The sequence below is a fragment of the Streptomyces macrolidinus genome (assembly GCF_023887685.1).
GTDB lineage: Bacteria > Actinomycetota > Actinomycetes > Streptomycetales > Streptomycetaceae > Streptomyces > Streptomyces macrolidinus.
Window position 1 is genome coordinate 17,426 of the sequence record NZ_JAMWMR010000014.1, and the last position, 22,988, is coordinate 40,413.

A 22,988-nucleotide genomic window follows, 5' to 3' on the forward strand; every position below is an offset into this window, starting at 1 on the left:
CTCACGCGTACGGGCTGTCGGCGCCCGCGGCTGCGGGCTTGGGGGTACGGCCGGGGCAGCAGCCCACCGGGCAGACCTGGTGGCTCGGGCCCAGGCTGCCGAGGGCGCACGGGGTGACCTGCTGCCCCCGCTCGACGGCGGCACGTTCGAGGATCAGGTCGCGGACCGCGGCGGCGAACCGCGGGTCGTCGCCCACGGTGGCCGAGCGGCGTACCGGCAGCCCCAACTCCCCGGCCTTCGCCGTGGCCTCCGTGTCGAGGTCGTAGAGGACCTCCATGTGGTCCGAGACGAACCCGATGGGGGCCATCACGACCGCGGGGACCCCGGCGTCGTGCAACCGCTCCAGGTGGTCGCAGATGTCCGGCTCCAGCCAGGGGATGTGCGGGGCGCCGGAGCGGGACTGGTAGACGAGCTGCCAGGGGTGGTCGACGCCGGTCTTCTCGCGCACGGTCTCGGCGATCACTCGCGCCACGTCCAGATGCTGGCGGAGGTACGCCCCGCCGTCCCCGTGGCCCTCGACCGGGCCGGAGGTGTCCGCCGTGGTGTGCGGGACGGAGTGGGTGGTGAAGGCGATGTGGGCGGCCGCTCGGACCTCCTCGGGGAGGTCGGCCAGGGACTTCACCAGGCCCTCGGCCATGGGCTCCACGAAGCCGGGGTGGTTGAAGTAGTGCCGCAGCTTGTCGATCCGCGGCAGTTCGAGGCCCTCGGCCTCCAGGGTGGCCAGCGCGTCCGCGAGGTTCTCGCGGTACTGGCGGCAGCCCGAGTAGGAGGCGTACGCGCTCGTGGCGAGGGTCAGGATGCGGCGATGGCCCGCGTTGACCATCTCGCGCAGGGTGTCGGTCAGATACGGCGCCCAGTTGCGGTTGCCCCAGTACACGGGCAGGTCGAGGCCGTGTTCCGCGAAGTCCTTGCGGAGGGCGGTGAGGAGGGCGCGGTTGTGCTCGTTGATCGGGCTGACCCCGCCGAAGCGGAAGTAGTGCTGTCCCACCTCCTTCAGGCGCTCCTTGGGGATGCCCCGCCCCCTCGTCACGTTCTCCAGGAACGGGACCACGTCGTCCGGGCCCTCCGGGCCTCCGAACGAGAGGAGCAGCAGAGCGTCGTACGGGCTGGCATCACGTGCTTCGGGCATGTCTACGATCCTGCCACCCGCCACCGACACCGCTCCCGCCGACCGCCCCGTCCGCCGGTGCCGGATCGACGAAGGCGCCTCGCGCTCCGGTGCCGTGAGGCCCGGGCTCTGGTGCCGCGAGAAGGCTCCGCATACATTACGTTTGCCTGACTCGTAAGGCGCGTGCCGCATTTCACGCCTTACCGGACGTATCGGAGTCCCCGTGCCCAGCCCGTACCGCGCCCTGTTCGCCGCCCCCGGTTCCAAGGGCTTCTCCGCAGCCGGCTTCCTCGGACGGATGCCGCTGTCGATGATGGGCATCGGCGTGGTCACGATGATCTCCCAGCTCACGGGGCGCTACGGGCTCGCGGGCGCGCTCTCCGCCACCATCGCGCTGTCCGCCGCCGCGATCGGCCCGCAGATATCCCGCCTGGTGGACCGGCACGGGCAGCGGCGGGTGCTGCGCCCGGCGACGCTTGTCGCGCTGGCCGCGGCCACCGGGCTGCTGCTGGCCGTGCATCTGTCCTGGCCGGACTGGGTGCTGTTCGCGTGCGCGGCGGGCATCGGTTCCGTGCCGAGCCTCGGCGCGATGGTCCGGGCGCGCTGGGCGGCCCTGTACGGCGGCACCGCGCAGCTGCACACCGCCTACTCCTTCGAGTCGGTGGTGGACGAGGTCTGCTTCATCTTCGGGCCGATCATCTCCATCGGCCTGTCCACCAGTTGGTTCCCGGAGGCCGGGCCGCTGCTCGCCGCGGGGTTCCTCGCGACCGGCGTCTTCTGGCTCACCGCGCAGCGCGCCACCGAGCCGGAGCCGCACCCGCGCGAGCGGCACGGCGGGGCCTCGGCGCTGCGCTCCCCCGGACTCCAGGTCCTGGTGGCCACGTTCGTCGCGGTCGGAACGATCTTCGGCGCGATCGACGTGGTGACCGTCGCCTTCGCCGAGGAGCAGCACCACAAGGCGATCGCCAGCGTCGTGCTGGCGCTGTACGCGGCGGGTTCCTGTGTCGCCGGTGTCGTCTTCGGGCTGCTGCGCTTCACCGGAGCGCCGGAACGCAGGTGGCTGCTGGGCGTGTGTGCGATGACCGTGAGTATGATCCCCCTCCTACTGGTCGGAAACCTGCTGTTTCTGTCCGTGGCGCTGTTCGTGGCGGGTCTGTCCATCGCACCCACGATGATCACGACTATGGGCCTCATCGAGCGGCACGTACCACGCGCGCACCTGACCGAGGGCATGACCTGGGTGTCCACCGGGCTCGCCGTCGGGGTCGCGATCGGCTCCTCCGTGGGCGGCTGGGTGATCGACGCCGCCGGCGCTCGGGCCGGGTACGGGGTTCCGGTGGTGTCCGGAGCCGTCGCGACCGCGGTCGGTTTCCTCGGGTATCGCCGGCTGCGCAAGCCGGTTCGGCAGCGGGGAGGGGCCCTTGAGCACCACAGCGAGCGGGAAGAGCGGCACGTGGCGTAACTGGGCGGGGAACGTCACCGCCCGGCCCGTACGGGAGGTCACCCCCGCCTCGGTGGAGGAACTCTCCGCCGCCGTACGCAAGGCGGCGGAGGACGGCCTCACGGTGAAGGCCGTCGGCACCGGGCACTCCTTCACGGCCGCCGCCGCGACCGACGGGGTGTTGATACACCCTCAACTGTTGACCGGCATCCGCAAGATCGATCGTGCGGCCGGTACCGTCACCGTCGAGGCGGGGACGCCGCTCAAGAGACTCAATGTGGCGCTCGCGCGCGAGGGGCTCTCGCTCACGAACATGGGCGACATCATGGAGCAGACGGTCTCCGGCGCCACCAGCACCGGCACGCACGGCACCGGCCGCGACTCGGCGTCGATCGCCGCCCAGCTCAAGGGACTTGAGCTGATGACGGCGGACGGCACGGTGCTCACCTGCTCCGAGGAGGAGAACCCCGACGTCTTCGCCGCCGCCCGGATCGGCCTCGGCGCCCTGGGGATCGTCACCGCCCTCACCTTCGCGGTGGAGCCGGTCTTCCTGCTCACCGCGCGCGAGGAGCCGATGCCGTTGGACCAGGTCCTCGCCGAGTTCGACGAACTCTGCGCCGAGAACGAGCACTTCGAGTTCTACTGGTTCCCGCACACCGGCAGCACCACCACCAAGCGCAACAACCGCAGCGCCGGACCGGAGCGGCCGGTAGGGCGGGTGAGCGGCTGGTTCGAGGACGAGTTCCTCTCCAACAACGTCTTCCAGGTGGCCAATTGGGTCGGCCGCGCCGCGCCCGCCACGATCCCGGCGATCGCCGGACTCTCCAGCCGCCTGCTGTCGGCCCGCACGTACACGGACATCCCCTACAAGGTCTTCACCTCGCCGCGCCGGGTGCGGTTCCTGGAGATGGAGTACGCCGTCCCGCGCGAGGCCCTGCCCGAGACGCTGCGCGAACTGAAGGCCATGATCGACCGGTCGAACCTGCGCATCAGCTTCCCCGTGGAGGTCCGCACCGCCCCGGCCGACGACATCACGCTCTCCACCGCGTCCGGCCGGGACAGCGCCTACATCGCCGTACACATGTTCCGCGGTACGCCCTATCAGGCATACTTCACCGCCGCCGAGCGGATCTTCACCGCGCACGAGGGACGGCCGCACTGGGGCAAGGTGCACACGCGTGACGCGGAGTACCTGGCGGAGGTCTATCCGCGCTTCGGCGAGTTCACGGCCCTGCGGGACCGTCTGGACCCGGATCGCCGCTTCGGGAACCGCTATCTGCGTCGGGTGCTGGGGGCGTGACCGAGGCGCCGGGCGTAGGTGTCGCGGTCGGCGACGGGCTGCCGGAACCGGCGTCCGGGCCGGTCGTGGCACCGGGCGCCGGGCTCTTCGCCGGGTCGGCGCTCTCGCGTCCGGTGGGCGCTCCGGTTCCCTCGCCCGCGGACGGCGTACCGCCCCGCGTGGCACCGCCCGACGGCGCGTCGGTGCCACGCGACGGCGTCCACGAGGGCGAGGGCGACGGGTCCTGCTTCGAGGACGACTCGCTGTGACCGGTCAGGACATCGCGGACCGTGGTGGTGCTCGAACCGCCGCTGAAGCTGCTGCCCGACACCAGTTCGTACGTGGTGATCCCGGCCATGGTGACGCCGAAGACGACGGCGGCGGCGACCACCGGCCGTCGCCAGCGCCTGGTCCGGGCCCGGTAGACGGTCCCCTCGGTGAACTCCCCCGGGCCCACCGGCCCTTGCTCCTCGCGGCTCCTGCCCCGCACGGCCACGTCGCGCAGCTGCTCGCCGGTGCGCCGGAAGACATGCTGGAGGACCGAACCACCGCAGGTGGCGACGAGGCTGACCACGCCCGCGCCCAGGATCGTCCCGTAGACGCCGAAGGACGAGGCGAGTTTGGCGGCGACCACCGCGGCCAGGGCGCTCCCGGCCACCTGGGGAACGCTCAGATCCAGCCGCTTCTTCTTGCCGGACGCTCCGGCCCCCGCACCCGCACCGCCGTCCGGTTTCTCACGCATCACCGGAACTTTCCCGCCTTTCCCATCCACGACCGTTCATGACCGTTCACACATGAACGCCCGATGTCGAATGCGGTCGTTCATCTGTCCGAGAAAGGGGACGTACGCCCGAAACGAATAGTTCCGTTTCTGACGGATAGGTGAAGTCCGCCACGTTTCAGGAACTCGAAAGCGGCGCATCTCGGCCGACTCGCACCCCTTGCCGGAAGTCGGGGCGGCGCGTTGATCCACGGAGGTGGCCCGAATGGAGTACTGTTGCGACCCCTGGGTCCGGTATCCCGCCAGGATGTCCGGGACCCTGCTGGACTGCCGGGAGGGGGCTTGTTGCACAGGGTGACGGTGTTGGTCACTTAGCGTTGCGAATAGGTAACCGTGCCATAACGGCGATCCAGGGCCCGTGCCCGACACGCCGGGCAACTCGGCAAGGTTGTGGCAGGCTGCACCCGGGCAGGCCACACTCGACTAGCGGAAGCAGCGACGCACGTGACGTCGGCAGGCACCACCCGGGAGGTCCCCATGCCCGAACTGCGTGTCGTGGCCGTCTCCAATGACGGCACACGGCTGGTGCTGAAGGCTGCGGACAGCACGGAGTACACGCTTCCGATCGACGAACGGCTCCGCGCCGCCGTGCGCGGCGACCGTCCCCGCCTCGGCCAGATCGAGATCGAGGTGGAGAGCCATCTCCGCCCCCGGGACATCCAGGCACGGATACGTGCCGGCGCCTCCGCCGAAGAGGTCGCCCAACTCGCCGGTATCTCCGTCGACCGCGTACGCCGCTTCGAGGGCCCCGTCCTCGCGGAGCGCGCCTTCATGGCCGAGCGCGCGCGCAAGACACCCGTACGTCGCCCCGGCGAGAACGCCGGGCCCCAGCTCGGCGAGGCCGTCCAGGAACGGCTGCTGCTGCGCGGCGCCGAGAAGGACACCGTCCAGTGGGACTCCTGGCGGCGCGACGACGGCACCTGGGAGGTGCTGCTCGTCTACCGCGTGGCCGGTGAGCCGCACTCGGCGAGCTGGACGTACGACCCGCCCCGACGACTCGTCCAGGCCGTCGACGACGAGGCGCGCTCCCTGATCGGCGAGTCCGACGACCTCGCGGCGCCCGAGCCGAGCCACCCCTTCGTGCCGCGCATCGCACGCCTGCCGCGCGAGGGCCGCATGGACCGCGCCCTGGACCGCCAGATCGACCGGCCCGCCCCGCCCTCGCCCGAGCCCGCCGAGGAGAGCGCGAGTGAGCGCGACTCGCTCACGAGCCTCCTGGAGGCGGTGCCGAGCTTCCGCGGCGACATGGTGGTGCCCGAGCGGCCCACGGAACCGCAGGAGGAGGCCGCCGAGGAACCCGAGGCGGAGGAGCCCCCCGCTCCCGCGGCGTCGGCCGGTTCGGCGTACGCGGACATCCTCATGCCGCGCACGGTCGGCAGCCACCGGGACCGTCTGGTCGGCGCGACGGACCGCCAGGCCGAGGCGGACGGTGTCCGGCCCGGCCGCAGGGCGGCGGTCCCGAGCTGGGACGAGATCGTGTTCGGGACCCGGCGCAAGAAGCAGGAGTAGCCCGAACAGCCGGGCGGCAGGCAGGAGTTGCCGCGCCACGTACCACGACGGGGTCCACGCCGCGCGGGCGTGGACCCCGCCCGGTCACTCCGGGTCGGGACCCACCGCGACCGGGCGGGCGGCGTCCGCCGACCACTCCGACCACGACCCCACGTACAGCGCGGCCGGGATCCCCGCCACCGCGAGCGCCAGCACCTGGTGCGCGGCGGAGATACCGGATCCGCAGTACACCCCCACCTCGGTGCCCTCCGTGGCGCCAAGTGCCTTGAAGCGTTCGGCGAGTTCGGCGGCGGACCGGAAGCGGCCGGTCCCGGTCACGTTCTCCGTCGTCGGTGCCGACACCGCGCCCGGGATGTGGCCGGCCACCGGGTCGATCGGCTCCACCTCGCCCCGGTAGCGCTCACCGGCCCGCGCGTCCAGCAGCAGCCCCGTACGGACGAGCGCCGCGGCTCCGTCGGCGTCCAGGAGCGGCATCCCGCCCGGCACGGGCTGGAAGTCACCGGGTGCGGGCTCCTCGGTGCCGGTGGCCAACGGGCCGTCCCAGGTGGTCAACCCGCCGTCGAGGACGCTCACGTCCGGGTGACCCGCCCAGCGCAGCATCCACCAGGTACGGGCCGCGGCCCAGCTCTGTCCGCCGTCGTACACGACGACCGGCCGGTCCGCGCGGACGCCCGCGGCGCGCATGGCCGCGCCGAAGTGCTCCGGGTCGGGCAGCGGATGCCGTCCGGCGGGCCCCGGCGGAGCCACGAGATCGGCGTCGAGATCCACGAAGACGGCGCCCGGGATGTGCCCGGCCGCATGGGCGGCGCGACCGTCGAAGGGAGCGGCGCCCGCCGCCTTCGCGGTGCTCATTTGCCAGCGGACGTCGAGCACCGTGGGCGGTCGGGACCCTGCCAAGTCGCTCGCGAGTTCGGATGCGGAGATGATGGCCTTCATAGCCCTCATCTTGGCGTATGAGGGTGGCCGCGGAGCCCGGTTCCGGCTGCTCCGCCGCGCCGGAGAGCCCTGGTCACTTCGCGTACCGGGTCCGGCACAGGTGCACCGCGGGAGCCACGCGGCCACCGCGAGTGGCCGAGGAGTGAGTGACCGATGACCGAGGCATGGGAGCCGACGGGTCCGGGGGGCACCATCCACGTCCGGCACGCGCCCGGCGCACCGAGCTGGGTGAGTCTGATGGTGCACGGGCTGGAGGCCACCCAGGAGTTCTACGGGTCGCTGTTCGGCTGGCGGTTCCGGCCGGGGCCGCAGCACTTCGGACCGTATGTGCGGGCCGTACTGCACGACTACCAGGTGGCGGGCATCGGCAAGCTGCCGCCGGACCGCCATCTGCCGATCGCCTGGACGCCCTACCTCGGCTCGGACGACGTGGACGCGACCGCCGAAGCGGTGCTCAGTTGCGGCGGCACGGTGGGGGTCGGTCCCCTGGACGCGGACGACGCCGGACGGCTGGCCATCGCCGCGGACCCGGTGGGCGCCGTGTTCGGCGTCTGGCAGGCCGCCGCGCATCCGGGCACGGGCCTGACGGACGTGCCCGGCACTCCGGTCTGGTACGAGCTGCTCACCTACGACACCGCGAGCGTCGCCACGTTCTACCGGAGCGTCTTCGGCTACACGGAGGAACCGGTGGTCCTGGCGGACCTCGACTACCTCCTCCTGCACATCGACGACCGCCCCGTCGCGGGCATCCACGGCGTCGGCCCCCATCTGCCCCCCGACCAGGGCCCGCACTGGATGACGTACTTCGAGGTCGCGGACGTCGACGCGGCGGCTCAGCGGGTCACCGAGCTGGGCGGACACGTCGTACACCCCGCCTGCAACACGGCCCTGGGCCGCATGGTCACGGTGGCGGACCCGGAGGGCGCGGTGTTCTCGGTGGTCAGCCGACCGCACTGAGCGCGGGACGCGGTACGGACCACGGCGATCACCCACGCCACGCCACGGCGACGGGTCAGCTCGACGTGACCGGCAGGACGTCCGGGGAGAGGGCTGCCGCGCGGGCCGTGGCGGCTGTCATACGGCGGCGGTGGTGGCGGCGGCACAGGACCTCGTAGCCGACCTCGCCCGCGGAGTGGTGGACGTCGCCCACGACGACCTGGGCGCCCTCGACCACCATCTCCCCGCCAACCGTACGGGCGTTGTGCGTGGCGCGGGCTCCGCACCAGCACAGGGCCTCCACCTGGAGGACCTCGACCCGGTCGGCCAGCTCCACCAGACGCTGCGAGCCGGGGAAGAGCTTGCTGCGGAAGTCGGTCGTGATGCCGAAGGCGTAGACGTCGAGACCGAGGTCGTCGACCACCCGGGCCAACTGGTCTATCTGCTCCGGCGCCAGGAACTGGGCCTCGTCCGCGATCACGTAGTCCGCGCGCCCGCCCTGGGAGAGGTGGTCGACGAGGTGCGCGTACAGGTCCTGCCCGGCCGCCACCTCCACGGCGTCCGTGACCAGGCCGAGCCGTGAGGAGAGCTTGCCCTCGCCGGCCCGGTCGTTGCGGGTGAGGATCATGCCCTGCAGCCCCCGGGCGGAGCGGTTGTGCTCGATCTGGAGGGCCAGCGTCGACTTCCCGCAGTCCATCGTTCCGGAGAAGAAGACCAGCTCGGACATGGGGAGTTGAGGACCTTTCGACGGGAGGCAAGGAGGGCGTGGGGACATCGGGGAGCGTACCGGGCGCCGGGGGGCGCCCCGTACTCAGGTGCGGACTTCCAGCAGGGGCACCAGTTGTTCCACGGCCGTCATCGATCCGTGGTTCCCGACCATCGCCGACTCCCTCGGCTCCTGCTCGGAGGCAATGATGAGCACGTCGTCGCGGGCGGCGGCGACCACGTCGCCGATGCGCGCGTACACCCGCTCGTCGATGTGCGGGCCGAACCAGCCCGCCGCGATCGCCTCGTCCCGCGAGGCCACCCAGAACTGCTCGCCGAGCACCTCGCGCCAGCAGGTCAACACGTCGTTCCCGGCGCCCGGTACGGCGTAGACATGGCGCGCGCGTCCCTCGCCGCCGAGCAGGGCCACCCCGGCGCGCAGCTCCCAGTCCGCGTCGAAGTCGATGCGGTGTTCCTCGGTGAAGGGGATGTCGAGCATGCCGTGGTCGGCGGTGACGTACAGGGCCGTGCGCGGCGGCAGTTGCTCCGCCAGGCGCTGGGCGAGCCGGTCGACGTACATGAGTTGGCCGCGCCAGGTGTCCGAGTCGACGCCGAAGCGGTGGCCCGCGCCGTCGAGTTCGGCGTAGTACGTGTACACCAACGAGCGGTCGCCCGCGGCCAGTTGCTCGGCCGCGAGGTCCATGCGGTCCTCGCCGGTCAGCCGGCCGTGGAACCGTCCGCCGCTGAGCGCGACCTTGGTCAGCGGGGTGTTCTCGAAGGTCGGTGAGGACACCTGCGCGGTGTGGACGCCCGCCGCGTCCGCGAGCTGGAAGATCGTCGGGTACGGCTGCCAGGCGCGCGGCTCGGTCCAGGGGTTCCAGCGGAGCTGGTTCATCAGCTCGCCGGTCGCGGGGTTGCGGACCGTGTATCCCGGCAGGCCGTGCGCGCCGGGCGGCAGACCGGTGCCGACCGAGGCGAGCGAGGTCGCGGTGGTCGCCGGATAGCCGGCGGTGATCGGGCGGCCGGTGCCGCCGCGGGAGGACGACAGGAGCGAGGCCAGGAAGGGCGCCTCGCCGGGGTGCGCCTTGATCTGCTCCCAGCCGAGGCCGTCGACCAGGAAGACGCAGTTGCGGTCGGCCGGGGTCAGTTCCGTGATCGCGGCGGTCTGCCCCGGTACCCCCATGCCCGCGGCCAGCGTGGGCAGGAGGTCGGCCAGCGAGCCGCTGCCGTACTCGGGGAGGGGTGCGGAGTCGAGGGCGAGCGGCTCCGGGTCGTCCCAGGTCGACAGGGCCATCAGCGGGCGATGTCCGCGGTCGCCTCGGAGAGGGACTGCGCGAAGGCGAGCGCCTGGCGCACCGTCTCCGGTCCGTCTCCGGCCTCGCTGACGCGGAGGCTGAGGTCGTCCGCCGTCGCGTTGCCCGTGTAGCCGTGGTCCGCTTCGCAGTTGGGGTCGCCGCAGGCGGCGGGCTCCAGGTCGATACGGGAGACGGCGCCCCAGCCGATGGTCAGGACGACTTCGCGGGGCAGCGTGCCCGGCGTGTAGGACTCGGGGTTGGCGACGACCCGGCTGACGACGACGGACGAGATCCGGCCGAGCTTCACCGACTCCGTCGACGTCGTCGCGTACGGCGTCGGGGAGGTGTCGTCCGCGGCCTGCTCGTCGGTGTGGCTGACGATGAAGCGGTTGCCGGTGAGCACGAGCACGGTCACGTGCCGGCGCACCTCGTTCGCGTCGAAGGTGGTCTCCTGGTGGACCAGGTACGACCGGATGGGCTCGCCGCCCACCGCGGCTTCCACCGCCTCGGCCACGAGAGCCGGGTAGTAGCCGCTGCGCTCGATCGCCGCCCGCAGCCCCTGGGTCGTCGTACTGGTCTTGGCCATGACGTCCATCCTACGGGGACCCACTGACTGCGAGACACCGCTCATCGCCGTTCGGTACACCGGGAGCGGTTCAGTACACCGGGAGCGTCCGCGGGCCGAGGTCGTCGCGGGCGGGCGGGGGCGCGAGCCGTACGGTGGCGCCAAGGACGCTCAGCCCGCGCGGGGCGACGACAACGGGCTCCAGGGTGACCGCGACCACCTCCGGATGATCGTCGACCAGCCGTGACACGCGCAGCATCAGCTCCTCCAGGGCGGCGGTGTCGACGGGGTCGGAACCGCGCCAGCCGAACAGGAGCGGTGCCGTCCGGATCGACCGGACCAGGGAGGTGGCGTCGCGGTCGGTGACCGGGATCAGCCGGTGCGCGGTGTCGTCGAGCAGTTGCGAGGCGGCCCCGGCGAGCCCGAACGACAGGACGGCCCCGGCGGCCGGGTCGATGACCGCGCGGACGATCGTGTCGACGCCGCGCGGCGCCATGGCCTGGACGACCGGCCGCACCCGGTCCGGATCGCCGAACAGCTCCGTCAACTCGGCGTAGGCGCGCCGCAGTTGCTCCTCGTCGGCCAGATCCAGCCGTACGCCGCCCAGGTCGGCGCGGTGCCGCAGATGCGGGGCGGTGGCCTTGAGCGCCACCGGGTAGCCGATCGCGCGGGCGGCCTCGGCGGCGGTCTCGGGCGTGGGCGCGGGCAGCGCCCGGCGGACAGGGACGCCGTAGCGCGCGAGCAGCTCGCAGGTCTCGTCCGGGCCGAGCGTCAGCCCCTGCCCGCGCGTGAGCAGTCCGGCGACCAGTTCGGCGGCGCCCTTCTCGTCGATGTCCTCGTACTCGGGCACCTTGCCGGGCTCGGCGGCCTCGCGCCGCCACTGGGCGTACTTGACGGCCTCGCCGAGCGCCCGGACGGCGCGCTCGGCGGCGGGGTAGGCGGGGATGGGACGGGGCTCCTGCGGCGCCGGGGCGGGCTCCACCGCGACGGGGGGCCGCTCCTCGGGGCGGCCGGGACCGCCCCGCTGCGCCTGGGGGGACGTACCGGCCGCGACGGACAGCGCCTCGGCGAGCCAGCCCAGCTCCACGTGCACCACCAGCACCGGCTTGGCCGGGGCCGCCGCGGCGGCCGACCGGAGGGCCTCCGCCAGGGCCTCGTCCCGGGCCGGGGTCTCGCCGACCGCCGGCATCGCCGTCACGACGACGGCATCGCACGCGTCGTCGGCCAGCGCGGCGGACAGCGCCCGGTGGAAGTCCTCGGGGGACGCCGCCGTCGTCAGGTCGAGCGGCGGTGCCGGCCGCAGCCCCTCGGCCAGGCAGGCGTCGTAGGTCAGCAGCCCGAGCGACTCGGAGTTCCCGAGGATCGCCACCCGCGGACCTGCGGGCAGCGGCTGCCGGGCCAGCAGCAGCCCCGCGTCGACCAGCTCGGTGATGGTGTCCACGCGGATCACCCCGGCCTGTCGCAGCAGCGCGGAGACCGTGGCGTGCGGCAGCCGCGTGGCCCGTACGGCATGTCCCTGGGGAGCGCCGCCGTGCCGCGCGCCCTGCACCACGACCAGGGGCTTGGCCGCGGCCGTGCGCCGCGCGAGCCGGGTGAACTTGCGCGGGTTGCCTATGGTCTCCAGGTACATGAGGGCGACGTCGGTGTCCGGGTCGTCGTACCAGTACTGGAGGACGTCGTTGCCCGACACGTCCGCCCGGTTCCCGGAGGAGACGAAGGTCGACACGCCCGTGACCCCGGTGACGCCTCCGCCGCGTCGGTGCAGCCGGGCCAGCAGCGCGATCCCGATGGCGCCGGACTGGGCGAACAGTCCCATGCGGCCGGGGCGCGGCATCTCGGGCGCGAGGGAGGCGTTGAGCCGGATCCCGGGCGAGGTGTTGATGATCCCGAAGGCGTTCGGCCCGATGAGCCGCATCCCGTACGAGCGCACCTGCCGCACCAGTTCCCGCTGCCGCTCGCGGCCGTCGGGGCCGCTCTCGGCGTATCCCGCGGAGACGACCACGAGCCCCTGGACCCCGTGCTCCCCGCACTCGGCGACGACGTCGGGGACGTGCTCCGCGGGGACGGCGACCACGGCGAGGTCGATCGGCTCGGCGATGTCGCGGACGGAGCGGTGGGCGGGGACGCCGTCGAGTTCCCGCTGCTCTTCGGGGAACGCGCTGTTCACCGCGTACAGCCGGCCGGTGAATCCGCCGTCCCTGATGTTGCCGAGGACGCTGCGGCCCACTCCCCCGGGTGTGCGGCCCGCGCCGATCACGGCGACCGAGCCGGGCGAGAGCAGGCGCTGCACGGACCGCGCCTCGGCGCGCTGCTCACGCGCGCGCTGCACGGCCAGGGAGCGGTCGGTGGGCTCCAGGTCGAACTCCAGGTGGACGACGCCGTCCTCGAAGCTGCGCTTCTGGCGGTATCCGGCGTCCGTGAACACCTTGATCATCTTGGTGTTGGCGGGCAGCACCTCGGCGGTGAACCGGCCGATGCCGCGCTCCCGGGCCACCGCGGCGATGTGTTCGAGGAGGGCGGAGGCGACGCCCCGGCCCTGGTGCGCGTCCTGCACCAGGAAGGCGACCTCGGCCGTGTCGACGGGGCCCTCCGCGCCCGGGGAGGCGGCCGGGGCTCCGCCACGGACCCGGTCGTAGCGCACGGTCGCGATGAACTCGCCGCCGACCGTGGCCGCGAGCCCCACCCGGTCCACGAAGTCGTGGTGGGTGAAGCGGTGGACGTCCTTGGCGGACAGGCGGGGGTAGGGCGCGAAGAAGCGGTAGTACTTCGACTCGTCCGACACCTGCTCGTAGAAGCTGACGAGCCGCTCGGCGTCGTCGATGGTGATGGGCCTGATGCGCGCGGTGCCGCCGTCGCGGAGGACCACGTCGGCCTCCCAGTGGGCGGGGTACTCGTGCCGGTCCGACGCGGTCTGCATGGGGCCCAGCGTAAGGCTCGCGCCCGGCAGCGGCGCGAGGCAGGCTGAGGGGACGGAACCGGGGTCCTCCGGGGCCCCGGTCCGGGCATGCCACTACGGGACATCCTGGTCCGGACAACCCTGAGCAACCTTGATCGGAAGGGCAGCGTCAATGGTCGAGCGTCGCGTCAATGTCGGTTGGGCCGAGGGGCTCCACGCCCGCCCCGCCTCCATCTTCGTCCGGGCCGCCACGGCCTCCGGCGTCCCCATAACCATCGCCAAGGGCGACAGCAGCCCTGTCAATGCCGCGTCCATGCTGGCGGTGCTCAGCCTGGGCGCCCAGGGCGGCGAGGAGATCGTCCTCGCGTCCGCCGCCGAGGGGGCGGAGGTCGCGCTGGACCGTCTGGCGAAGCTCGTCGCGGAGGGGCTGGACGAGCTGCCCGAGACGGTCTGAGCTTGCGTCCCCGGCCTCGACCGACCACGCACGACGCAGCCGCGTCGGCCGTTCGACGGTGAACGCGGCTGCGGGCGTCGAACGTCAGAGGTTCACGCCGTGGGCCCGCAGATAGGCGACGGGGTCGATGTCCGAGCCGTACTCCGCGCTCGTACGGGCCTCGAAGTGCAGGTGGGGCCCGGTCACGTTGCCGGTGGCGCCGGACAGGGCGATCTGCTCACCTGGGGTGACGCTCTGGCCCACGTTGACCCCGATGGACGACAGATGGCCGTACTGCGTGTAGGTGCCGTCGTGCATCCTGAGGACGATCTGGTAGCCGTACGCGCCGCCCCAGCCGGCCTCGACGACCGTCCCCGCGCCGACCGCGTGCACCGGCGTCCCCGACGCGGCGTGGAAGTCGATACCGGTGTGGGTGCCGGAGGACCACAGGGTGCCGCCGCTGCGGTAGGCGGTGGAGACGTACGAACCGGAGATCGGCGCCACGCAGGTGTTCAGGAGCCTGCGCTCGGCCTCGCGGGCGGCGTGCTCCTCGGCCGCGCGCTCCTTCTTCGCCTCGGCCGCGGCCTGCCTGCGCGCGGCCTCGGCGGCCTGCTTCCGCTCCATCGCCCGCTCCTGGGCGGTGGCCTGGGCCTCGATGTGCTCGGCGACCGCGTCACCGACGCTGAGGGCCTGGGTCAGTCCGGTCTGCTCGGTCTCGACGGAGCCGTCGGCCGCGAACGCCGGGGAGGCCAGCGTGCCGATCACGCCCGTGGTGGTGAGTGCCGCGAGACCCATGGCGTTCGTGGTCGTGCGCGTCACGCGCCCTTGCCGACGGTGCTTCCCGGTGGCGCAGGTGAACGCCATAGACGTGGCTGGTCCTTTCCTTCCCTCTCGCCTACCGGGTCAGCGGTGGGGGCGATGACTGTCCGGTGCCGCGAATGCGACGAAGTGCCCGACGGACAGCCCGACAGACGCTAAGCGGGCCTTCACACGGTGAACAAACGGATCCCGGAATGTGTAGCGCATCCCACAGGGCAGAGAGGCAACCTCTGTGGCAATCCGGACATACCCCCGACAGACGGGGCCCTGGTGACGGAAGAGTCACCAGGGCCCGGGTCGGAATCGTCGCCCACGCGTGCGCGGAGCGAGGTGCTACTCGGCCGGTACGACGCTCACTTCGCCGATGCCGAGCGCCTTGACCGGCTCCTCGATCTGCGCCGCGTCACCCACCAGGACGGTCACCAGCCGGTCGACCGGGAAGGCGTTCACGACGGCCGCCGTGGCCTCCACCGTGCCCGTGGCGGCGAGCCGCTGATACAGCGTCCCCTGGTAGTCGTCCGGCAGATGCTGCTCGACCTGGTCGGCGAGCGTGCTCGCGACGGCCGCCGCCGTCTCGAACTTCAGCGGCGCCACACCCACCAGGTTCTGCACGGCGACATCGCGCTCGGCGTCCGTCAGCCCCTCGGCGGCCAGGGTGCGCAGCACCTTCCACAGGTCGTCCAGCGCCGGGCCGGTGTTCGGCGTGTCGACGGAGCCGCTGATGGCGAGCATCGCCGCGCCCGTGCCGTCGGGCGCGGAGCGCAACACCTGGCCGAACGCCCGCACGCCGTAGGTGTAGCCCTTCTCCTCGCGCAGGACGCGGTCCAGGCGGGAGGTGAGCGTGCCGCCGAGGCAGTACGTGCCGAGCACCTGCGCGGGCCACACGCGGTCGTGGCGGTCGGCGCCGATACGGCCGAGGAGCAGTTGCGTCTGGACGGCGCCGGGGCGGTCCACGATGATCACGCGGCCCCGGTCGTCGGCGGTCACCGGCGGCACGGCGCGCGGCTTGCCCGGCTCCCCCGTCCAGGCGCCGAGCGTGTCCCCGAGCAGCGCGTCGAGGTCGATCCCGGCGAGGTCGCCGACCACGACGACGGTGGACGTGGCCGGGCGTACATGCCGCTCGTAGAAGGAGCGGACCGCCGCGGAGTCGATGGTCGAGACCGTCTCCTCGGTGCCCTGACGGGGGCGCGACATGCGCGAGGACGCCGGGAACAGGTTCCGGGACAGTTCCTTGGCGGCACGGCGGGCCGGGTTCGCGGTCTCGTGCGGGATCTCGTCGAGACGGTTGCGCACCAGGCGTTCGATCTCGCTGTCCGCGAACGCCGGTGTGCGCAGGGCGTCGGCGAGCAGTCCGAGCCCCTTCGCCAGGCGAGAGGCGGGCACTTCGAGGGAGATACGGACGCCGGGGTGGTCCGCGTGCGCGTCGAGCGTGGCGCCGCAGCGCTCCAGCTCGGCGGCGAACTCCTCGGCGGAGTGCCGGTCGGTGCCCTCGGAGAAGGCACGCGCCATGATCGTGGCGACACCGTCGAGACCGGCCGGCTCGGCGTCCAGGGGCGCGTCGAGGAGCACCTCGACGGCGACGACCTGCTGTCCGGGACGGTGACAGCGCAGCACGGTCAGGCCGTTGTCGAGCGTGCCGCGCTCGGGCGCGGGGAAGGCCCAGGGCCGGGCCTGGCCGGGCCGGGGCTGCGGGTGGAAGTCCATGGTCGCGAGCTCGGTCACTTCGCCGACTCCTCGTCGTTGCTGGCGCCTTCGGCGGCGGTCGTTCCGTCGGCTTCCGGGGTCTCGGCCGCGATCGGCTCGTACACGAGCACCGCGCGGTTGTCCGGGCGCAGGCGGGCCTGGGCGACCTCCCGCACCTCATCGGCCGTGACCGCGAGGACGCGCTGCACGGCGGTCAGGGCGAGCTGCGGGTCGCCGAACAGCACGGCGTACCGGCACAGTTCGTCGGCGCGGCCCGCGACCGTACCGAGGCGGTCCAGCCACTCGCGCTCCAACTGGGCCTGGGCGCGCTCCATTTCCTCGTCCGTGGGGCCCTCTTCGGCGAACCGGGCCAACTCCTCGTCGATGGCGGTCTCGATGACCGGCACCTCGAAGTCGCCGGAGGCCTTCACGTCCAGCCAGCCCAGGGAGGGCGCACCGGCGAGCCGCAGCAGGCCGAACCCGGCGGCCACGGCCGTGCGGTCGCGCCGTACCAGCCGGTTGTAGAGGCGGGAGGACTCGCCGCCGCCGAGGATCGTGAGCGCCACGTCGGCCGCGTCGCACGCGCGCGTGCCGTCCTGCGGCAGCCGGTAGGCGGCCATCAGGGCGCGCGCCGGGACCTCCTCCTCGACGACCTCGCGCACCTGCTCGCCGATGATGTCGGGCAGCGAGCCGTCGCGGGGCTCGGGCTTGCCGTCGTGGGACGGGATGGACCCGAAGTACTTCTCGATCCAGGCGAGGGTCTGCTCGGGGTCGATGTCGCCGACGACGGACAGGACCGCGTTGTTGGGCGCGTAGTACGTGCGGAAGAACGCGCGCGCGTCGTCCAGCGTGGCCGCGTCCAGGTCCGCCATCGAGCCGATCGGCGTGTGGTGGTACGGGTGGCCCTGCGGGTAGGAGAGGGCGGTGAGCTTCTCGAAGGCCGTGCCGTACGGGACGTTGTCGTAGCGCTGGCGGCGCTCGTTCTTCACGACGTCCCGCTGGTTCTCCATGGACTCGTCGTCGAGCGCGGCGAGCAGGGAGCCCATGCGGTCGGCCTCCAGCCAGAGGGCGAGCTCCAGCTGATGGGCCGGCATGGTCTCGAAGTAGTTGGTGCGCTCGAAGCTGGTCGTGCCGTTGAGCGAGCCGCCCGCGCCCTGCACCAGTTCGAAGTGGCCGTTGCCCTCGACCTGTCCCGAGCCCTGGAACATCAGGTGCTCGAAGAGGTGGGCGAGGCCCGTGCGCCCCTTGACCTCGTGGCGCGAGCCGACGTCGTACCAGAGGCACACCGCCGCGACCGGGGTCAGGTGGTCCTCGGAGAGCACCACGCGCAGACCGTTGGCCAGGCGGTGCTCGGTCGCTGTCAGGCCGCCGGAGCCTGCCTCGGCTGTGGCCGTGTGACCCATGGGCATGTACGTCCCTTCGATCGCGGAAGCTGTCGCGGAAACCGCGGTTTCCTGCCGTTCCTGTCACTGTATGCAAGCGTGTGGACCGCTGGCGAAGTTCCCGGGCGGCATACGCCCTGAGCGAGACCAGGATTACGGGGGGTGGGGTACGCGCAGCCGGTTGACGTGCCGGGCCTCGCACCCCCCTCGTACCCGTCGTCGTACCCCGTCGCCGCGTCCCGTCGTCGTGCTCGGGAGCGGGCCGGAGGGAAGGGGCATGGTCCGCGTTGTCAGTGCGGCGGTCCACAATGGTCCGCGACAGACGTTCGTTCATTGCCCAGCGCAGACTGTGAAGGAGCCGGCAGCGATGGCCCGCCGCAGCACGAAGACCCCGCCGCCCGACGACGCGTACGAGGAGAAGATCCTCGACATCGACGTCGTCGACGAGATGCAGGGCTCCTTCCTGGAATACGCGTACTCGGTCATCTACTCCAGAGCCCTGCCGGACGCGCGTGACGGCCTCAAGCCGGTGCACCGGCGGATCGTCTACCAGATGAACGAGATGGGGCTGCGCCCCGAGCGCGGCTATGTGAAGTGCGCCCGCGTCGTCGGCGAGGTGATGGGCAAGCTGCATCCGCACGGCGACGCGTCGATCTACGACGCCCTGGTGCGCCTGGCCCAGCCGTTCTCGATGCGCGTTCCCCTGGTCGACGGCCACGGCAACTTCGGTTCGCTGGGCAACGACGACCCGCCGGCCGCCATGCGGTACACCGAGTGCCGGATGGCCGAGGCGACGAGCCTGATGACCGAGTCGATCGACGAGGACACGGTCGACTTCGCGCCCAACTACGACGGCCAGGAGAAGGAGCCGGTGGCCCTGCCCGCCGCCTTCCCGAACCTCCTGGTGAACGGCTCGTCGGGCATCGCGGTCGGCATGGCCACGAACATGCCGCCGCACAACCTGCGCGAAGTGATCGCCGCCGCCCGCCATCTGATCCGGTATCCGAACGCGGATCTGGACGCCCTGATGAAGCACGTCCCGGGCCCCGATCTGCCCACCGGCGGCAGGATCGTCGGCCTCTCCGGGATCCGTGACGCCTACGAGAACGGGCGCGGCACGTTCAAGATCCGGGCCACGGTGTCCGTGGAGAACGTGACGGCGCGCCGCAAGGGCCTCGTCGTCACGGAGTTGCCCTTCACGGTCGGCCCGGAGAAGGTGATCGCCAAGATCAAGGACCTGGTCGGTGCGAAGAAGCTCCAGGGCATCGCCGACGTCAAGGACCTCACCGACCGTGAGCACGGTCTGCGGCTGGTCATCGAGATCAAGAACGGCTTCGTGCCGGAGGCGGTCCTGGAGCAGCTCTACAAGCTGACGCCGATGGAGGACTCCTTCGGTATCAACAACGTCGCCCTGGTCGACGGGCAGCCGCTCACGCTGGGGCTCAAGGAGTTGCTGGAGGTCTATCTCGACCACCGCTTCACGGTCGTGCGGCGCCGCTCGGAGTTCCGCCGCGGCAAGCGGCGCGACCGTCTCCACCTGGTCGAGGGTCTGCTCACGGCGCTCGTGGACATCGACGAGGTCATCCGTCTGATCCGCTCCAGCGAGAACTCCGCCCAGGCGAAGGAGCGTCTGATGCGGCGCTTCTCGCTGAGCGAGATCCAGACGCAGTACATCCTCGACACCCCGCTGCGCCGTCTGACCAAGTACGACCGCATCGAGCTGGAGGCGGAGAAGGACCGGCTCGTCGCCGAGATCGAGGAGCTGACCCGGATCCTGGAGTCGGACGCGGAGCTGCGCAAGCTGGTCTCCGCGGAACTGGCCACGGTGGCCAAGAAGTTCGGCACGGAGCGGCGCACGGTGCTGCTGGAGTCCTCCGGTGCCCCGGCCCCGACGACCCCGCTCCAGGTCGAGGACGCCCCGTGCCGGGTGCTGCTGTCGTCGACGGGTCTGCTGGCCCGTACGGCGAACGGCGACCCGTTCACGGAGGACACGGACGGCAGGCGCGCGAAGCACGACGTGATCGTCTCCGTGGCCCCGGCGACGGCCCGCGGCGAGCTGGGCATGGTGACGTCCGCGGGACGGCTGCTGCGGCTGAACGTGATCGACCTCCCGCAACTGCCGGAGACGGCGGCCCGGCCGAGCCTGTCCGGAGGCGCCCCGGTCTCGGAGTTCGTCTCCCTGGACGCGGACGAGACGGTGGTCTGTCTGACGACGCTGGACGAGTCCTCGCCGGGCCTCGCGCTCGGTACGGAACAGGGCGTCGTCAAGCGTGTGGTGCCCGACTACCCGTCCAACAAGGAGGAGTTGGAGGTCATCACGCTGAAGGAGGGTGACCGGATCGTCGGCGCGGTCGAGCTGCGCACCGGCGAGGAGGACCTGGTCTTCGTCACGGACGACGCGCAACTGCTGCGCTACCAGGCGTCCCAGGTGCGCCCGCAGGGCCGTCCCGCGGGTGGCATGGCCGGGATCAAGCTCTCGGCCGGTGCGAAGGTGATCTCCTTCACGGCGGTGGAGCCTGCGGCGGACGCGGTCGTCGTGACGGTCGCCGGCTCGCGCGGCACGCTGGACGACTCGGTCCAGACGACGGGCAAGGTGACACCGTTCGACCAGTATCCGCGCAAGGGCCGTGCCACGGGCGGTGTGCGCTGCCAGCGGTTCCTGAAGGGCGAGGACTGCCTGTCGTTCGCCTGGGCGGGTGCGGCGCCGGCCCGGGCCGCGCAGAAGAACGGCTCTCCGGCCGACCTGCCGGAGCCGGACCCGCGGCGCGACGGCTCGGGCCTGTCGCTGCCGAGGACGATCGCGGCGGTGGCGACGGAGCTGTAGCTCAGCCTTCGAGGCGGCCGGGGCTCTCGGGAGCTTCGGCCGCCTCGTCCCGTTCTTCGTCCGGCTGCCTGTCCTGCACGTAGCGGAGGACGCCCCACATGCCGCGCTCGTCGGCGTGCGGGGCGCCGTCCGCGCATGCCTCCAACTCCTTGAGCAGGGCGTCGGTGTCGATGCCGGAGCCGATGAGCACGAGTTGGGTGAGCCGCTCATCGCGTGCCGTCCACGGCTCCGGGTAGAACCGCAGGAACCGCCCTACGGCGTGCACGGCGTACCGGTTGCGTGGATCGGCCGCGCCGAAGTCGACGTACCCCTTGATCCGGTAGAGGCCTTCCGGCCTGCTGTCGAGGAAGTCCAGCAGCCGCCGGGGGTCCAGTGGCGTGCCGGAACGGAAGGAGACGCTCTCGTATCCCGTGTGCAGATGGGTGTGCGCGGGGTCGTCCGGCCCGTGCTCGTGCCGGTGGAGGTCGTCGAAGGAGAGCTGGCCGATCCGCTCCTCGGCCGGTCGGCAGTCGAAGAGGAACTCGGGGTCGACGCGCCCGTGGACGGCCGGGACGACGGCGGCGCGGTCGGCGAGCGCCCGTACGAGTCCGAGGACGCGCTCGCTGTCCTCGGCGCGGTCGGTCTTGTTGACCACGACGAGGTCGGCGAGCGCGAGATGGCGGTCGAGTTCGGGATGGAGCGCGCGGGTGGCGTCGAACTCCACCGCGTCGACGACCTCGACCAGCCCGCCGTAGACCACGCGCGGCTGCTCGCTGGCGAGCACCATGCGCACCAGTTCCTGCGGTTCGGCCAGCCCGCTGGCCTCGATGACGATGACATCGATACCGGCCGCGGGCTGGGCGAGACGGTCGAGATACAGGTCGAGTTCGCTCGCGTCGACGGCGCAGCACAGGCATCCGTTGCCGAGGGAGACGGTGGAGTCCCCGAGCGCCCCGGCCACGGCCATCGCGTCGATCTCGATGTCCCCGAAGTCGTTGACGACGGCGCCGATACGGCTGCCCCCGCTGTGGTGCAGAAGGTGGTTGAGGAGCGTGGTCTTGCCCGACCCGAGGAATCCGGCGAGGACGACGACCGGAATCTGCCGCAGGCCCGACTTCTGGCTCAACGCCCGTCCCTTCTCACACCGTACGCGGTCGCATGCCGACCCAGGAGGTCATGCCGACCCAGGATACGAGTGGCCGGGGAGGGTGCGAGGCGAACGGGCAGGACCGCTCAGGCCACGGCGCTCCAGCCGACCACGCGGGCCGTCGCGAAGGCCGGCTGGATCGCCCACACCCTGGAGGAGTACGAGGAACGCCCGCTCCGCATGCGCCCGAGCGGGCACTACGCAGGGCCGCGTCCGCCGCAGCCGCTCCCCGCGTGAGCCCGTCGCCTCGCTCGCGCGGCCGGAAATCACCGCGGACGAAGTCAGGTTAGGCTCACCTGTGTGAGTACGTGCACCGCCGCCTCCCGGCACCTCGACGAGCCACTGGCCGGGACCGCGGCGACCGCGCGGACCTGGCTGCTGCTGGAACAGCCCGGCCCGTGGGGCGCCAAGGCCCTCACCTCCAGCCACCTGGACCCGGCGCTCGGCCGCGCCCTCGAAGCGGCCACGGAGGGCACCGGCGTACGGGTCGCGCTCATCCGCCGTCCCGGCCGCCACGCCGACTGCGGCACACCCGCCGTACGACAGGTGTACGCCGCGCACACCGTTCCGGGACGCACCTGGCTGTACAGCGCCACGACGACCGCGCCGGAACGGCTGCTCGGCCTGGACTTCGCCGCGCTCGGCGACGGCGACCCGCACACCGTCGACGCGGTGCTCCGAGGACGGCCCCACACCGGCGATCCGCTCGCGCTCGTCTGCACCAACGGCAAGCGGGACCGCTGTTGCGCTCTTCTCGGCCGCCCCCTCGCGGCCGAGCTGGCCGCCTCCGGAGTGGACGGCGTCTGGGAGGTGACCCACCTCGGCGGCCACCGCTTCTCGCCCACGCTGCTCGTCCTGCCGTTCGGGTACTCCTACGGGCGGGCGCAGGCCCCGCACGTCAAGGAGATCCTCCAGGGGGTGCGGGAGGGCCGGGTCGTGGTCGAGGGCTGCCGCGGCGGCTCGGCCTGGGAGCGGCCCGCCCAGGCCGCCGAACTCGCGGTGCGCACCGCGTCCCGTGAAGACACCGCGAACGCGCTGACCGTCGTCCGCACCGAGGGCGCCGCACCGCGCTGGGAGGTCGAGGTCGCCCACGCCGACGGCCGTCGGTGGCGCGTCGTCGTGGCACGGGGCGCCTCCCTGCCGCCGCGCCCGGAGAGCTGCGGCTCGGCACTCGGTTCGCCGGCGCGGATGGACGTGGTGTCGGTACGGGAGCTGCGCCTCGACGACCACGCGGGCACCGCGCGCGGCTGAGACAGGGCAGGGCGCGCAC

18 protein-coding genes are annotated in these 22,988 nt (G+C 72.3%); 7 read left to right on the top strand and 11 right to left on the bottom strand.

What is annotated here, in order from left to right; all coding sequences use genetic code 11:
• Window position 1 precedes the first annotated feature (1 nt).
• Window positions 2–1,129 carry a ferrochelatase gene (locus NGF19_RS16950; protein WP_252425776.1) on the bottom strand — a complete coding sequence of 376 codons (1,128 nt, stop codon included), beginning with the start codon at window positions 1,127–1,129 and terminating at the stop codon, window positions 2–4.
• A 202-nt stretch (window positions 1,130–1,331) separates the two neighbouring features.
• On the opposite strand from NGF19_RS16950, the gene NGF19_RS16955 reads away from it, so the two are divergent.
• Entirely contained in the window at window positions 1,332–2,570 is a 1,239-nt protein-coding gene (locus tag NGF19_RS16955; RefSeq protein WP_252425777.1) for an MFS transporter, read from the top strand.
• Entirely contained in the window at window positions 2,530–3,849 is a 1,320-nt protein-coding gene (locus NGF19_RS16960; protein WP_252425778.1) for a D-arabinono-1,4-lactone oxidase, read from the top strand. The genes NGF19_RS16955 and NGF19_RS16960 overlap by 41 nt, the downstream gene beginning before the upstream one ends.
• On the opposite strand, the gene NGF19_RS16965 is transcribed toward NGF19_RS16960, so the two are convergent.
• Window positions 3,773–4,570 (bottom strand): hypothetical protein, encoded by a 798-nt coding sequence (locus NGF19_RS16965; RefSeq protein WP_252425779.1) that lies wholly within the window; start codon window positions 4,568–4,570, stop codon window positions 3,773–3,775. The two genes, NGF19_RS16960 and NGF19_RS16965, sit on opposite strands and share 77 nt — an antisense overlap.
• Before the next feature lie 516 nt (window positions 4,571–5,086).
• Here NGF19_RS16965 and sepH point away from each other — a divergent pair.
• The gene (gene sepH, locus NGF19_RS16970) at window positions 5,087–6,118 is read left to right on the top strand and encodes a septation protein SepH (RefSeq protein ID WP_252425780.1); all 1,032 of its coding nucleotides are present in this window, start codon (window positions 5,087–5,089) and stop codon (window positions 6,116–6,118) included.
• Between the two features lie 84 nt (window positions 6,119–6,202).
• Here the strand turns inward: sepH and NGF19_RS16975 are convergent, their stop codons facing one another.
• Entirely contained in the window at window positions 6,203–7,054 is an 852-nt protein-coding gene (locus tag NGF19_RS16975) for a sulfurtransferase (RefSeq protein WP_252425781.1), read from the bottom strand.
• A gap of 153 nt (window positions 7,055–7,207) precedes the next feature.
• Between NGF19_RS16975 and NGF19_RS16980 the strand changes: the two genes are divergently transcribed.
• Window positions 7,208–8,011: a VOC family protein gene (locus NGF19_RS16980; protein ID WP_252425782.1), complete on the top strand. Its 804-nt coding sequence runs from the start codon at window positions 7,208–7,210 to the stop codon at window positions 8,009–8,011.
• Window positions 8,012–8,066: 55 nt separating this feature from the next.
• Here the strand turns inward: NGF19_RS16980 and NGF19_RS16985 are convergent, their stop codons facing one another.
• The 4 genes from NGF19_RS16985 to NGF19_RS17000 all read right to left on the bottom strand — a co-directional run bounded on the left by NGF19_RS16985 (window position 8,067) and on the right by NGF19_RS17000 (window position 13,472).
• The gene (locus NGF19_RS16985) at window positions 8,067–8,717 is read right to left on the bottom strand and encodes a thymidine kinase (RefSeq protein WP_252425783.1); all 651 of its coding nucleotides are present in this window, start codon (window positions 8,715–8,717) and stop codon (window positions 8,067–8,069) included.
• Window positions 8,718–8,801: 84 nt separating this feature from the next.
• Entirely contained in the window at window positions 8,802–9,989 is a 1,188-nt protein-coding gene (locus NGF19_RS16990; protein ID WP_252425784.1) for an alkaline phosphatase family protein, read from the bottom strand.
• Complete coding sequence (locus NGF19_RS16995) at window positions 9,989–10,576, bottom strand: DUF5998 family protein (protein WP_252425785.1); 588 nt, start codon at window positions 10,574–10,576, stop codon at window positions 9,989–9,991. The genes NGF19_RS16990 and NGF19_RS16995 overlap by 1 nt, the downstream gene beginning before the upstream one ends.
• A gap of 70 nt (window positions 10,577–10,646) precedes the next feature.
• On the bottom strand, window positions 10,647–13,472 hold the full coding sequence (locus tag NGF19_RS17000; RefSeq protein WP_252425786.1) for a bifunctional acetate--CoA ligase family protein/GNAT family N-acetyltransferase: 2,826 nt from the start codon (window positions 13,470–13,472) through the stop codon (window positions 10,647–10,649).
• A 151-nt stretch (window positions 13,473–13,623) separates the two neighbouring features.
• On the opposite strand from NGF19_RS17000, the gene NGF19_RS17005 reads away from it, so the two are divergent.
• Window positions 13,624–13,905, top strand: coding sequence for an HPr family phosphocarrier protein (locus NGF19_RS17005; RefSeq protein WP_252425787.1), 282 nt, complete (start codon window positions 13,624–13,626; stop codon window positions 13,903–13,905).
• 84 nt (window positions 13,906–13,989) lie between these two features.
• On the opposite strand, the gene NGF19_RS17010 is transcribed toward NGF19_RS17005, so the two are convergent.
• From NGF19_RS17010 to NGF19_RS17020, 3 genes are all read right to left on the bottom strand, one after another.
• Entirely contained in the window at window positions 13,990–14,748 is a 759-nt protein-coding gene (locus NGF19_RS17010) for a M23 family metallopeptidase (protein WP_252425788.1), read from the bottom strand.
• A 288-nt stretch (window positions 14,749–15,036) separates the two neighbouring features.
• On the bottom strand, window positions 15,037–16,425 hold the full coding sequence (locus tag NGF19_RS17015) for a M16 family metallopeptidase (RefSeq protein ID WP_252425789.1): 1,389 nt from the start codon (window positions 16,423–16,425) through the stop codon (window positions 15,037–15,039).
• Window positions 16,422–17,795, bottom strand: a complete 1,374-nt coding sequence (locus NGF19_RS17020) for a M16 family metallopeptidase (RefSeq protein ID WP_252425790.1) — start codon at window positions 17,793–17,795, stop codon at window positions 16,422–16,424. Before NGF19_RS17020 ends, NGF19_RS17015 begins: the two co-directional genes overlap by 4 nt.
• Window positions 17,796–18,135: 340 nt before the next feature.
• On the opposite strand from NGF19_RS17020, the gene NGF19_RS17025 reads away from it, so the two are divergent.
• Window positions 18,136–20,592, top strand: a complete 2,457-nt coding sequence (locus tag NGF19_RS17025) for a DNA gyrase/topoisomerase IV subunit A (RefSeq protein ID WP_252425791.1) — start codon at window positions 18,136–18,138, stop codon at window positions 20,590–20,592.
• A gap of 1 nt (window position 20,593) precedes the next feature.
• Here NGF19_RS17025 and NGF19_RS17030 read toward each other — a convergent pair whose 3' ends face one another.
• Window positions 20,594–21,697 carry a CobW family GTP-binding protein gene (locus NGF19_RS17030; RefSeq protein WP_252425792.1) on the bottom strand — a complete coding sequence of 368 codons (1,104 nt, stop codon included), beginning with the start codon at window positions 21,695–21,697 and terminating at the stop codon, window positions 20,594–20,596.
• Between the two features lie 321 nt (window positions 21,698–22,018).
• Here NGF19_RS17030 and NGF19_RS17035 point away from each other — a divergent pair, with 321 nt between their 5' ends.
• Window positions 22,019–22,969 carry a ferredoxin family protein gene (locus tag NGF19_RS17035; RefSeq protein ID WP_252425793.1) on the top strand — a complete coding sequence of 317 codons (951 nt, stop codon included), beginning with the start codon at window positions 22,019–22,021 and terminating at the stop codon, window positions 22,967–22,969.
• Window positions 22,970–22,988: the final 19 nt, after the last annotated feature.